This window comes from Granulicella paludicola (genome assembly GCF_025685545.1).
In the GTDB taxonomy this organism is placed as follows: Bacteria; Acidobacteriota; Terriglobia; order Terriglobales; family Acidobacteriaceae; genus Granulicella; species Granulicella paludicola.
Genome location: NZ_JAGSYC010000020.1, coordinates 109,036 through 121,769 on the forward strand (window position 1 = coordinate 109,036; position 12,734 = coordinate 121,769).

General features: G+C 58.5%; 10 protein-coding genes. 6 read left to right on the top strand and 4 right to left on the bottom strand.

All coding sequences use genetic code 11. The features are described 5' to 3' along the window. Nucleotides 1-10 precede the first annotated feature (10 nt). Nucleotides 11-1,132 (top strand): LLM class flavin-dependent oxidoreductase, encoded by a 1,122-nt coding sequence (locus OHL14_RS03670; protein WP_263377963.1) that lies wholly within the window; start codon nt 11-13, stop codon nt 1,130-1,132. Nucleotides 1,133-1,135: 3 nt separating this feature from the next. Here the strand turns inward: OHL14_RS03670 and OHL14_RS03675 are convergent, their stop codons facing one another. Next, nucleotides 1,136-1,996, bottom strand: coding sequence for a helix-turn-helix domain-containing protein (locus OHL14_RS03675; RefSeq protein WP_263377964.1), 861 nt, complete (start codon nt 1,994-1,996; stop codon nt 1,136-1,138). Between the two features lie 142 nt (nt 1,997-2,138). Between OHL14_RS03675 and OHL14_RS03680 the strand changes: the two genes are divergently transcribed. Further along, entirely contained in the window at nt 2,139-3,107 is a 969-nt protein-coding gene (locus OHL14_RS03680; RefSeq protein ID WP_263377965.1) for a phytanoyl-CoA dioxygenase family protein, read from the top strand. A 149-nt stretch (nt 3,108-3,256) separates the two neighbouring features. Next, the gene (locus OHL14_RS03685; RefSeq protein WP_263377966.1) at nt 3,257-4,759 is read left to right on the top strand and encodes a hypothetical protein; all 1,503 of its coding nucleotides are present in this window, start codon (nt 3,257-3,259) and stop codon (nt 4,757-4,759) included. Nucleotides 4,760-4,763: 4 nt separating this feature from the next. Here the strand turns inward: OHL14_RS03685 and OHL14_RS03690 are convergent, their stop codons facing one another. The 3 genes from OHL14_RS03690 to OHL14_RS03700 all read right to left on the bottom strand — a co-directional run bounded on the left by OHL14_RS03690 (nt 4,764) and on the right by OHL14_RS03700 (nt 9,063). Then, nucleotides 4,764-5,477 (bottom strand): hypothetical protein, encoded by a 714-nt coding sequence (locus OHL14_RS03690; protein ID WP_263377967.1) that lies wholly within the window; start codon nt 5,475-5,477, stop codon nt 4,764-4,766. Nucleotides 5,478-5,548: 71 nt separating this feature from the next. Beyond that, complete coding sequence (locus OHL14_RS03695) at nt 5,549-6,685, bottom strand: acetate/propionate family kinase (protein ID WP_263377968.1); 1,137 nt, start codon at nt 6,683-6,685, stop codon at nt 5,549-5,551. Next, nucleotides 6,685-9,063: a phosphoketolase family protein gene (locus tag OHL14_RS03700; RefSeq protein ID WP_263377969.1), complete on the bottom strand. Its 2,379-nt coding sequence runs from the start codon at nt 9,061-9,063 to the stop codon at nt 6,685-6,687. Before OHL14_RS03700 ends, OHL14_RS03695 begins: the two co-directional genes overlap by 1 nt. Before the next feature lie 213 nt (nt 9,064-9,276). On the opposite strand from OHL14_RS03700, the gene glmS reads away from it, so the two are divergent. The 3 genes from glmS (at nt 9,277) to OHL14_RS03715 (ending at nt 12,660) form a co-directional block, all read left to right on the top strand. Then, on the top strand, nt 9,277-11,226 hold the full coding sequence (gene glmS, locus OHL14_RS03705) for a glutamine--fructose-6-phosphate transaminase (isomerizing) (RefSeq protein ID WP_263377970.1): 1,950 nt from the start codon (nt 9,277-9,279) through the stop codon (nt 11,224-11,226). Nucleotides 11,227-11,294: 68 nt separating this feature from the next. Further along, on the top strand, nt 11,295-12,332 hold the full coding sequence (locus tag OHL14_RS03710; RefSeq protein ID WP_263377971.1) for a hypothetical protein: 1,038 nt from the start codon (nt 11,295-11,297) through the stop codon (nt 12,330-12,332). Continuing rightward, a complete protein-coding gene (locus OHL14_RS03715; protein WP_263377972.1) occupies nt 12,298-12,660 on the top strand; it encodes a hypothetical protein in 363 nt (120 codons plus the stop codon). The genes OHL14_RS03710 and OHL14_RS03715 overlap by 35 nt, the downstream gene beginning before the upstream one ends. Nucleotides 12,661-12,734: the final 74 nt, after the last annotated feature.

The window sequence follows — 12,734 nt, forward strand, 5'->3', positions numbered from 1 at the left end:
CCTTAGAGCTATGCGCTACGGTTTCTGGCTACCCGTCTTCGGCGGCTGGCTTCGCAACATCGACGACGAACAGATGCCCGCCACCTGGGACTATGTGCGGGAGCTCACGCTCCAGGCCGAAGACCTCGGCTATGACCTCACTCTCATCGCTGAGCTGAATCTCAACGACATCAAGGGAGTCGAAGCCGACTCACTCGATGCCTGGACGACCACCGCCGCGCTCGCTGCTGTCACCAGAAAGCTCGAGCTGATGATCGCGGTGCGTCCCACTTTCCATAATCCTGCGCTGCTCGCTAAGCAGGCTGCCTGCCTCGACCGCATCAGCGGAGGCCGACTCACGCTTAACGTCGTCAGTAGCTGGTGGCGGGACGAGGCTACCAAGTACGGCATCCCCTTCGATGAGCACGACGACCGCTACGCCCGCACCGAAGAATGGCTCGATGTGCTGCAGAGCTGCTGGCGTCAGCAGCACACCTCGCATAGCGGTCGCTTCTACAACGTAGATGACAACATCCTTAGCCCCAAACCTCTGCCACACCGCACCTACTCCGGCTACGAAACGCTGGGTGCCCCATCTTTGCCTGCAGCTTCATCGCAGGCTGAGGTGGGTTCGCAGACTTTCTCAGGCCTCCCCACCCTCTACGCCGGTGGTGAATCCGAGACCGCGAAGAACCTCATCGCCGCCAAATGCGATGCCTATCTCATGCACGGCGATGACCCCAACACCATCGCCGCCAAAATTGCTGACATGCAGGCCCGCCGCGCGACGCATCCACATCTCGCTCCTCTGCTCTTCGGCGTCACCGGCTATTGCATCGTGCGCGATAGCGAGTCGGAAGCGAACAAGGAAGTCGACCGCATCTGCCAGCAGCCCGAACCCTCGCAATCCCCCGCCGGTTACGCTAACTTTCAGCAGTGGACGACCGGCTCGCAGCTTGAAAAGAAGCTCAGCCTGCGCGACTACTCTGTCTCCAACCGAGGTCTACACTCCGGCCTCGTCGGCACACCCGAGCAGGTGAAGCAGCGCCTCGCGGACTTCGAAGGCGCAGGTTGCTCCCTCGTCCTGCTGCAATCCTCGCCGCAGCACACCGAGATGGCCCGCTTCGCCAAACAGGTCATGCAACGTGTCTAGACCTCACGCTTGAAACGCGTTTCGAAACGAACGCGGCGTCTGTCTCTTCAAAGCCTTGAACTGCCGGTTGAAGTTGGCAAGATTGTTGTATCCGGTCTCCTCCGCAATCAGCGCTATGGGCTTCGCCGAATTCAGCAATAGCGCACAAGCGTGTCCCACTCGCAGCTGCGTCACATATGCGCTGATGGTCATGCCCGTCTGTAGCTTGAACAAGCGGTGCAGGGAACTGCGGCTCAACGCTGCCAACTTGCTCAGTGTCTCGATAGGGGTCTCATCCCGGTAATGCGTGTGGAGGTGACCAATCACGCGTCCGATCCGTTCCTCGGTTCCACCCGGAAAGCTCTGCGTTTGATTCGCAGCAGAGGTCAGGTAGGCGCTTTCCTCATCTGCCGCAAGAGCCAGCAAGACCTGCAACAGAGCTACCAGCCGCTCCGCAGCCGGCTGTGTGGGCATGGCGCGGATTATCGTTTGCACACGCGCCCTCGTCGTTTCAGCAAACGTCAAAGCGCGCGAGGACCGCTCCAGCAATCTCAGGACCGGCCTCAGTTCAATGTGCGGCTCAATCATCCCTTTGACGAATTCATCGCTGAACCACAGCACCAAGGCCTGATGCCGGGCACCCTCCTGCACATCTTCGCTCGAGCACCAGGTATGCGGGATCTTTGGTCCGATCAGCACCAGGTCGCCGTGGTCATAGAACGAAAGGTTATCGCCCACAAACCTTTGGCCGCGGCTGTTCAAGGTAAGCGTCAGTTCATACTCGCTGTTGTAGTGCCACTCGAACGGGATCGAATCGAGTTGCCGGTCGAAGAGCACCCAGGAGGAATCCTTCGGCGCAGCGATATGTTCGAGATAGGGTTTCATCCTTGCTTCCCAGCGACCAAATCATACCCGTCAAGCCGGCCTGAATGGGATTCCAGTACCAGTTTTTGCCATGCAAAGCCAACATCTTGTCGTATGCGACTTCTAAAGTGGGTGGGTCGCGCAACTCACCTCGAGGTCCATCATGAACGTCACCGCTGAAGTCACCAAACCGTTATCCACCAAGCCAGGCGAGAACAGTCTCACCGCGAATGCCGTCGGAACCCAACTCAGTAAGATCAAAAAGCATCTTCCGCTCAGAGTGCTTTCTGCTGCCGATTTTGAACACTGGCAGACATACGGGTTCGTCGTTGTGAAGCAGGCTGTCCCTGCCGAAAACGTGGAGCGCCTCAAGAGCTTTCTCTGGGAGTTCCAGGAGATGGATCCGAACGACGTTGAAAGCTGGTACAAGCCGCAGCTGCGCGACCATGCCATGCGTGAACTCAACAACTCCGGCATGGTCGAGGTCTACAACCACCAGACGCTCTGGGACAATCGTCAATCGCAGCGCGTCTACGACGCCTTCGTCGATATCTGGGACCGCGAAGATCTGTGGGTCACCATCGACCGCGCCAACCTCAACACGCCCAATCGCAGTGGCCGAGCGTTCGCCGGTTTCATCCATACCGACGTCGACACCACGCTAGAGCCGCCACCCATCAACGTGCAGGGAGTCCTCTCGCTCGTTGATGTCGACGGAGAAACCGGCGGCTTCCAATGCGTGCCAGAGCTCTTCCATCACTTCGAGGAGTGGAAGGCTGCCCAGCCTGTGGATCGCGATGGCTTCAAGCCGGACATTACCGGCTATGACGTCTATCCTGTCCCGATGAAGGCAGGCGACCTGATGCTCTTCAACAGCCTGCTCGCCCATGGCATCCGCCCCAACACCTCAGAAAACAAGGTGCGCATGGCGCAGTACATCTCCATGATGCCGGCTGCCGAGGCGAATCAATCGCTTCGTGACCTGCGCGTCGGCTCCTGGCGTGAACGCCGCGCCCCGGAAGGATTTGCCTTTCCCGGTGATCCTCGCGAATGGGAGCGCACCAGGTATCCGTCGGCTGAACTTACCCCACTGGGACGCAAGCTTCTCGGCCTCGACTCCTGGCAACAGTAGACGAGCCCAGATTCGCTGATTCTCGAAGTGTCCGTTCGTGCGCGGTGCACCAGCGCATGAACGGCACTCGTTTGCGCTTGGCTCTACGACAGCGTTCACCATTAGTTGGCGGTTGCAACATACAGCGCAAACCACGTACCCTTCAGCGCATGATGAATCGCCGTCAATTCGTGCTCACTGCCGCAGCTGCCGCTACCCTCCCGCGCTTCACCTTCGCGCAGGCTTCGGCATCCGGTCTTATTCTGCATACCGACAAACCCGGTGCCATCGTGCCGAACAACTTCGTCGGCCTCTCCTACGAGACGCAGCAGCTATCCGAGCCTGAATACTTTTCCGCCGCGAACACCGGCCTCGTGGCGCAATTCAAAGCACTCGCTCCGCATGGCGTTCTTCGTCTCGGTGGCAACACCTCCGATTATGGCTACTGGAAACCCACCCCGACCTCGACCCCGCCGCCGCGTCCCAAGCGCGACTATAAGATCGGCGACCCACCACCCGATCTCTACTACGGCGTCACGCCCGAAGCCGTGAAAAACCTGCGCGCCTTTCTCGATGCCACCGGCTGGACATGCCTCTACGGCATCAACCTCGGTACCAACACACCTGCACTCGCTGCCGACGAAGCCGCCTTCGTTTACAAGACTCTCGGAGGCACGTCTGAAGGAGGCAAGCTCGAGTATCTGCAGGTCGGCAACGAGGCTGACCGCTTCGCCACGACCATCCGCGACCCAAAGCTCACCGGCCATCCGTGGAACGCCGATGCCTTTCTCGCCGAGTGGCTTACCTTTGCCAACGCCATCATCGCTCGCGTGCCCAACGCGAAGTTCGGTCTGCCGGATGTCGCCAGCAACGCGGAATGGATTACCGCCGTCGGCGATCGCCTCAAGGACAATCCCATCCGTTCGCATGTTGCGGGCATCTCGCATCACTACTACATCGGTGGACCGCCTTCGAACCCCGCGATGACGATCCAGAAGATCCTCACCACCGATCCGCGCGTTCGCAAGGACGCAGCTCTCGTCATGGCGTCTGCCGACAAGCTCCATACGCAATACCGCATGACCGAAGGTAATACCTGCTTCCGCGGCGGCAAGCCCGGCGTCTCCGATGTCTTCGCCGCTGCGCTCTGGTCTGCCGACTACATGCTCACGCTCGCCTCGCTCGGCTACGCTGGCGTCAATCTCCACGGAGGCGACGGCCAGATGGTCGCAAACTCTCTCGGCGGCAAACTTCCCGGCGATGAACTCGTCCTCGCCGAGCATGGTGACCCCACGACGCACCCTCATCCGTACTACACGCCGATTGCGCATATCGGAGATGAGTATCTTCTGGAGCCCGTCGCCTACGGCATGAAGTTCGCCGGCCTCTTCGCAGGCTCAACCATCGTCCCTGTCGACTTCAACCCCGGCGCCGTCAACGCCACAGCCTACGCGGCCAAGCGTCCCGACGGCAACCTCCTGGTCGCCTTCATCAATAAAGACCTCACGCAGCCGCTTCCACTGCCTGCGACCCCACAGAGCAACTGGGTTCCCAGCTACGTGCTTTCGGCCTCATCCCCCAACGCCCGCGAGGCAACTCTCACGGATACCAACCGCACGCGGCTCACGGCGATCCCACCTGCGACAGCTGTCCTCTTCGGCCAGATTCGGTAGATTCTTATTTTGTCTCTCGCAGAGCCTGCGCAAGACTCGGCGCAGGCTTTTCGTCGTACGCCTTCAAACACATGTGAGCCTGGAACCAGATGTACCCCGGCGTCGGTCCCAGTTGTTCATAGTTTGTATTGAAGTAAGTCTCGGCATTCTGCCCCTCCGGCACCGGATTCGGCCACCTCGTTACGATCGCCTCGAATACGGGGCGCTGGTGCTCGATCACGGAAGGATCATGCTCTTTCCAGTACGCAGCTGCGATTCGGTCCGCGCCAAACTCCAGCGCGTAGGGCTTCATCACATTGCTGACCTTCTGGCATTCCTGCCACCAATGTCCCATCTCGTGTACGAAAACCCAGTGATGCGCCCCATCTTCAAACTCCGCGCGCGCCATCTCATCCGTGCTGTTCGGTCCCATGAATTTGTGAAAAAGCGCCCGCTCTCCATCCGTCATCTGTGTCCATGAAGAAGTCTTCAACTCATTGGTCGACGGCTCGTAACTCCCAAAGGAAGGGACATCGACGATGAGCAGTCTGGGCGCGGCGATCGGGCAGGTAAAGCCGGCATCGTGGACGGCTTTTACGAACGCATCGCGCATCGCGGTCATCTGTACCCGCGTAGCTTCGACCTCTCGTGCATCCACCTTCACGGACTGCGCCGACGCTCCCGCACACATCACGACGGCGGCAGCGACCGCAAATATTACCCGAACAGCCTTGAACATAAAGTCTCCTCAAACGAGTCAATGCGCTCATGCTATCTGCGATTCCGTCGCTGTGAACAATAAAATCGGCGCTAAGTATGCGCCATCAGTGCGCGGCAATGGCGAGCCATCTGCAGCTCTTCTTCGGCCTTCATCACTTGTACCTTCGAACTACCCAAGCCAAGCCCAACGAATGCCAGACTCTCGCATACCTTCGCTCGAATCACCTCGCTGTGCTCGCCAATCCCACCGGTAAACACCAGCAGATCGACACCACCCATCAGCGCGGCATAAGCTCCAACATACTTCCGCACCGCCGTCGCAAACGCATCCACCGCAAACTTTGCAGCCGCATCGTCACGCTTTAGCAGAGCCTGCATATCGCTCTCGCCATCGGACAACCCCTTCAAGCCGCACGCATGGTTCAGCAACTCTTCCAGAGCATCCGCATCCATCTTCTCTGCACGCATCAAGTACAGCAGCACGCCCGGATCAAGATCACCACTCCGTGTCGCCATCGGGAGCCCGCCCGTCGGCGTCAGTCCCATCGACGTGTCGATCGACTTACCCTCGCGCACAGCGCACACACTTGACCCACTACCAAGATGCGCAAACACCGCGCGCTGCGGGATTGAACCGCCAAGCCGATACACCAGCGATTCATACGAAAGCCCATGAAACCCATACCGCATCACGCCCTGCATAAAGTACTTCTGAGGCAGCGGCAGATGCGATGCAACCTCTGGCATCGTGCGATGGAACGCATCATCGAAGCAAGCATAGTGCGGACAATCCTTGAAGATTTCCTGCGCCTCTTTGATCAGCTTCAAGGCCTGCGACACATGCAGCGGAGCGAAATGCTCCGCTGCCGCAAGCTGCTCCAGCACCTCAGGCGTTATGAGTTGATGCTCGCGCAACTTGGGTCCGCCATGCACAACCCGATGCCCCACCGCACCAACTGGCTCATCAAGATGCTTCTCCAGCACGCCAGCGATGGTCTTCAGGGCCTCTTGCTGCGACTCCAACACATGATCCTGCTCATACAAGGTCTTGCCATCGGCGCTCTTCAACGACAAGCTTCCTTCGTTGCGGCCGATGCCCTCCGCGCTGCCGTTGAACAGTGCCTCTTCGTCCTCAGCTCCGCATTGAAACACGCCGAACTTCAACGACGAAGAGCCGCTGTTCAACACCAGAATCGTCTTCTTGGCATTCATATCAGCGCCGCTCATCAGCCCTTCCAAGTCCAGTCGGTGATCTCCTTGCGGTCGATCCCTTCGGCATGTGCATAGTTCATGCTGTCTGTGATCTGATCCTTCAACCAGTCCTTCAAATGTGCTGCCGTCATCTGCAATCTCGGCACTCGGTCAATCACGTCGATGCATAGGTTGAAGCGGTCGATCTGGTTGATCATCGCCAGCTCGAATGGCGTGTTGATGCTGCCCTTCTCCTTGTATCCGCGCACATGGAAGTTCTCATGATTGTGGCGCTTGTAGGCGAGCTTATGAATGAGCGAAGGATAGCTGTGGAAGTTGAAGACGACTGGCTTGTCCTTCGTGAACAGGGAATCGAAGTCGCGATCCGAAAGCCCATGCGGATGCGCATGCTCCGGCATCAATCGGAAAAGGTCCACCACATTCACAAACCGAATCTTAAGATCCGGCACCTTTTTCTTCAGGATCTCTACTGCGGCCAGGCTCTCCATTGTCGGAATGTCACCCGCGCAAGCCATCACTACATCTGGCTCAACGCCCTGGTCCGTGCTCGCCCAGTCCCATGTGCCGATGCCCTTTGTGCAATGGTCGACAGCTTCATCCATGTTCAGATACACCAGATGCTTCTGTTTATCTGCCACAATCACGTTGATATAGTCTCGCGACCGCAAGCAGTGGTCTGTCACACTCAGCAGGCAGTTTGCATCGGGCGGAAGATAGATGCGCACCACGTCTGGGCTCTTGTTTGTGACTACATCAAGAAAGCCTGGGTCCTGGTGTGTAAATCCGTTGTGGTCCTGCCGCCACACCAGCGACGTAATCAGCAGATTCAGCGAAGGCACCGGAGCTCGCCAGCTCAACTCGTTTTTCGCCTTCTCCAGCCACTTCGCATGCTGGTTGAACATCGAATCGATCACGTGCACGAACGCCTCGTAGGTCGACAGCAGTCCGTGGCGTCCAGTAAGCACGTACCCTTCGAACCAGCCCTCGAGCGTATGCTCGCTCAGCATCTCCATCACGCGGCCGTCGAGTGAAATCTCTGTGCCGTCCGCATCCTCCGGCAGATACTCTTCGTTCCACACCTTCTTCGAAGCCTTGTAGATGCCGTCCAACTTGTTTGAAGCTGTCTCATCCGGGCCGAACACGCGGAAGCTGTTCATGTTCTTCCGCATCACCTCTGCAAGAAACACAGCCAGCGCCGCCGTCGGTGACTCTGACGTCTGTCCATGCACCTTGATCTTTACGGCGTAGTCTTCGAACTTCGGTAAATCAAGCGACCTGCGCAAAAGACCACCGTTTGCATGAGGGTTCGCCGAGATGCGTCGATCGCCAACAGGTGCAAGCTCACGCAGCTCCTCTACAAAGCGGCCGTTCTCATCGAACAGTTCCTCCGGCTTGTAGCTCTTCATCCAGTCTTCAACAATCTTCAGGTTCGTCGGGTTCGTCTGCGGGTCGAGCACCGGCACCTGGTGCGCTCGCCAGAAGCCTTCGACCTTGTGCCCGTCGACCTCCTTCGGCCCCGTCCATCCCTTGGGTGACTTCAGCACAATCATCGGCCAGATCGGTCGTGTTGCATCGCCGGTACTGCGCGCCTTGTCTTGTATCTCGCGAATCCGCAGCACGACCTTCTCGAGTGTTGCGGCCATCAACTGGTGCATCGTGTCGGGATCGTCGCCTTCCACGAAGTACGGCTCATAGCCATACCCACGCATCAGCTGTTCCAACTCCTGCTGCGGAATGCGGGCAAGGATCGTCGGGTTCGCAATCTTGTAGCCGTTCAAATGCAGAATCGGCAGCACCGCGCCATCGCGGATGGGGTTCATAAACTTGTTCGAGTGCCACGAAGTCGCCAGCGGTCCTGTCTCCGATTCGCCATCACCCACCACTACCGTCACGATCAGGTCCGGATTATCGAAGGCAGCGCCAAAGCCGTGCGAAAGACTGTAGCCCAACTCGCCGCCCTCATGGATCGAGCCGGGTGTCTCCGGCGTGCAATGACTGCCGATGCCGCCCGGGAACGAGAACTGCTTGAAGAACTGCAGCAGACCCGCCTCATCCATGCTGCGGTCCGGATAAATCTCTGAATAGTGACCCTCAAGATAGCTATTCGCCAGCGTTGCCGGAGCGCCATGCCCAGGCCCAGCGATGTACATCATGTTCAGGTCATACTTTTTGATCAGCCGGTTCAGGTGGACCCACACCATCGACTGACCAGGATCCGATCCCCAGTGTCCCAGCAGCCGGTTCTTGATGTGCTCCGGCTTCAGCGGCTCCTTCAACAGAGGATTCGCTCGCAGGTAAATCATCCCGGCAGAAAGATAGTTGCACGCACGCCAGTACGCGTTCATCTTGCGAAGCTCTTCAGGTGTCAGCGGGCTTTCAGTCGTCGAGGTCATCGGTTCTCCTGTGTGGTAGGTCGAGCGCGAGCGCATTCAGGTTGGATCAGGCGGCAAACATTCTTCAGATCTTGACCTTTGACCCTAAGCCTAAGACAGTTCCGCCCTGCGCGATGTGATGGGGGACACGATAGATCGGTCTGCACAGTCTGATGCTGTAAACACCTCGCAGGTGCCACCCTGTCCGCCGTATTCTGCGTCTACACTCTCAACATGTGCGGAATCGTCGGATACATCGGTCCAAAAGCTTGCGTCCCAGTCATCATGGAAGGCCTAGCCCGCCTCGAATACCGCGGATATGACTCCGCTGGCATCGCCGTCGCTGGTGGCGGCCACCCGCTGCAGCTTCGCCGCGCGCCAGGTAAGCTCCGCAACCTCGCCGAAATCCTCGCCAAAGACCCCGTCCAGGGCACCTACGGCATAGGCCACACCCGCTGGGCCACCCACGGCCGTCCCACCGAGGAAAACGCGCATCCGCACCGCGACGGCACCGGCACCCTCGTCGTCGTGCACAACGGCATCGTTGAAAACTATCTCCAGCTCAAAACGGCCCTCATGGCGCGCGGCCACAAGTTCCGCTCCGAGACCGACACCGAAATCATCGCCCACGTTATTCAGGATGAGCTCGAGCTCGCCGCAGGAAGCCCCCCGCGCCTCACCAACACCGACGCAGCCGACTCCAACACCAACGTCGCCGTCATCGAAGGCACACTCCCGCAGTCGCTCTCGCTCGAAGAAGCCGTCCGCCGCGCCGTCAAACGCCTCACCGGAGCCTTCGCCATCGGTGTGCTCTCCGCCGCCGAGCCCGACAAGCTCGTCGCCGCGCGCTTCGGCCCGCCCGCCGTGCTCGGCATCGGCGACGGCGAGTTCTTCCTCGCCTCCGACGTCCCCGGCATCCTCCACCACACCCGCGATATCTACTTCCTGCAGGACGGCGAGGTCGCGACCCTCACCACCGCTGGCATCCTCCTCACCGACTTCTCCGGCAAGCCGCTCGAGCTCAAGCCACAGCGGATCACATGGGACCCCATCCAGGCCGAAAAAGCCGGCTACAAGCACTTCATGCTCAAGGAGATCAACGAGCAGCCCCGCGCCGTTCGCGACACCACGCTCGGCCGCGTCTCCCTCGACACCGGCAAGGTCTTCCTGCCCGACATGAAGATCACCGAAGCCGAGTTCAAGGCCGCCACCGGCATCACCATCGCCGCCTGCGGCACCAGCTGGCACTCCGGCCTCGCGGGCAAGTTCATGATCGAGCGCCTCGCCCGCCTCCCCGTCGACGTCGACTACGCCAGCGAGTACCGCTACCGCGACCCCATCCCGAACCCGCTCGAACTCGGCCTGCTCATCACCCAGTCCGGCGAAACCGCCGACACCATCGCCGCGCAGCACGAGCTCATCGCCAAGGGCTCAAAGACGCTCGCCATCTGCAACGTCGTCGGCTCCGCCGTCACCCGCCTCGCCGCCGGAGTCATCACCACCAACGCCGGCCCCGAGATCGGCGTCGCCAGCACCAAGGCCTTCACCGCGCAGCTCACCGCGCTCTTCACCCTCGCGCTCTATCTCGCGCAGGTGCGCGGCACCGTCACGGAAGAGGAATCCCGCAAGCTCGTTACGCAGCTCTCCCTCATCCCCGGCAAGCTCGAAATCATCCTCCGCTCGGTCGACGACCAGTGCTGCGACCTCGCCAAGCACTTCTCGACAGCGCGGGATTTTCTGTTCCTTGGCCGCGGCATCCACTACCCCATCGCCCTCGAAGGCGCGCTCAAGCTCAAGGAGATCTCCTACATCCACGCCGAAGGCTACCCCGCCGGCGAGATGAAGCACGGCCCCAACGCCCTCATCGACGAAACCCTCCCCGTCGTCTGCATCGCCACCAAAGACCCCGCCGACCCCAGCTCCGTCCTCAAGTACGAAAAAACCCTCTCCAACATCCAGGAAGTCACCGCCCGCTCCGGCCGAGTCATCGCCATAGCCATCGAAGGCGACCTCCACATCCAGCAACTCGTCGAACACGTCATCTACATCCCCCCCACCCACGAACTCCTTCTCCCCATCCTCGAAACCGTCCCCCTCCAGCTCCTCGCCTACCATATCGCCGTAAGACGAGGCTGCGACGTGGATCAGCCAAGGAATCTGGCGAAGAGCGTAACTGTGGAATAAGTTGCGAACAAATGTGTTGCGCCGCGAATATCTACTTGGTAGCTTAGTACGCATTCTAGGAGAATGCAGTGACTCAGAAGCTCAGCACGGCGGAGCTTAATAGCGCAATCCGTCTTCTCAAAAAGCATTCGAGCCTGAACGCTGTCTCGACCTTTCTCAAGAAGCGAGGCCTCTCTTACTCTGCTACGTCGTGGGAAAGTATGCGCGACGATAGGCTCAAACCTTACCTCGATAACGGCGATCTCGACCGTGGTGACATTCTTCAGCTACTGCGTGATGCAGAAGAGTTCGGTCGTCAACACGTGTTCCTATACAGGACAACGAGAACCGAGGCCGGAGAGCTGACAAACGCACAATCGCTGCGAAAGCGCCTTACTAAAATGAACGTGCTTGATGCGATGGATACGCCTCGCATAGTTGAAGCAGCGCCTGGGCTGCAACTTGTGGAGGCGCGGATTGAGCAGACGCCGTCAGGAAATACCTTCACTGCGAAGTTCGTAGATGTGCGAACGTACATGGTTCAGGTCAGCAAGGTGAACGAAGGCGATGAACAAGTTGTTCGTTCAAGACCGGCAAATGACCGCGCAGTGAACATCTTTAGAGTTTCCGCCGATGGAAATACCGAAGTGCGAATCCAGTCGTTCCGGAACGCTATGGACTACCCGGCTGAGGTCGAGAAAGTTTTCGGCAAACTGGCGGGGATCGTCGATCGTCTGTTGTATGAAGATTTCTCATTGAACAAGGCCCGTCGGTATCTCCTTGAAAATGGAGCCAATCTTTCTTCCTCAATTAAGTTCGGTTCAGGTACGGTTCGCTCCAAAAAAGGAGCTCCGGTTAATTTTGCGACAGCGAACTGGAACGAGAACTTATTTGGGTCGGGTGACGATGAAGTTGAGGCCGCAATGTCCGCTATTCTAAATAAAGCGGGAGCGAGAGCTCGCTGCGATATCGTTAACTGCACTTGGCTGAAGAATCCAGGTGCGGGACTGGCGTCGGACATCCACACACTGATTGCTGGAAAGAGTAATGAGTTTTGGGTCGTGCCTCAATGCGAGAAGGCGGACTACGAATATGTTCTGGGGAAAATCATCAGCTACGCGAAATGAAGGCGACGAGCAGCAACAGCTGATTGGCGTTTTTGAACACGCTGGTGCAGGTGAGCTCTTCACGCTAGATGACATTACCGAGCGACTGCATTCCATGCGTCGCGACAGAGTCGCGTATTGGCTTGGTGAGTTGGCAGCTCGTCGCGTGATAGATCAATTCGTCACAGTAATCTCTCCGGCTACAAATGGCGGAATTGATCGTTTTGATCGGTTAGATCAAGTCCCTACCGAGATCTTTGATCCTTTTCAGTTGAAGGACATAGAAGTGGGACCGGGATCCGTTCGCGTCTACTTTACAAAACATCAGGAAGCCACTGAGCGCGCTTAATCTTTGGAGCAGACGTGCCGCAAAGTGATTGGACCATCGAGCAATACAGTTACGAGCTAGCGATAGCAGCCACG

Bases quoted from the DNA above. Each gene is read 5' to 3' on its own strand.
- glmS (WP_263377970.1), top strand. From the start codon at position 9,277: ATGTGCGGAATCGTCGGATACATCGGTCCAAAAGCTTGCGTCCCAGTC.
- OHL14_RS03690 (WP_263377967.1), bottom strand. From the start codon at position 5,477: ATGTTCAAGGCTGTTCGGGTAATATTTGCGGTCGCTGCCGCCGTCGTG.
- OHL14_RS03695 (WP_263377968.1), bottom strand. From the start codon at position 6,685: ATGAGCGGCGCTGATATGAATGCCAAGAAGACGATTCTGGTGTTGAAC.
- OHL14_RS03700 (WP_263377969.1), bottom strand. From the start codon at position 9,063: ATGACCTCGACGACTGAAAGCCCGCTGACACCTGAAGAGCTTCGCAAG.
- OHL14_RS03670 (WP_263377963.1), top strand. From the start codon at position 11: ATGCGCTACGGTTTCTGGCTACCCGTCTTCGGCGGCTGGCTTCGCAAC.
- OHL14_RS03680 (WP_263377965.1), top strand. From the start codon at position 2,139: ATGAACGTCACCGCTGAAGTCACCAAACCGTTATCCACCAAGCCAGGC.
- OHL14_RS03685 (WP_263377966.1), top strand. From the start codon at position 3,257: ATGATGAATCGCCGTCAATTCGTGCTCACTGCCGCAGCTGCCGCTACC.
- OHL14_RS03675 (WP_263377964.1), bottom strand. From the start codon at position 1,996: ATGAAACCCTATCTCGAACATATCGCTGCGCCGAAGGATTCCTCCTGG.
- OHL14_RS03715 (WP_263377972.1), top strand. From the start codon at position 12,298: ATGTTCTGGGGAAAATCATCAGCTACGCGAAATGAAGGCGACGAGCAG.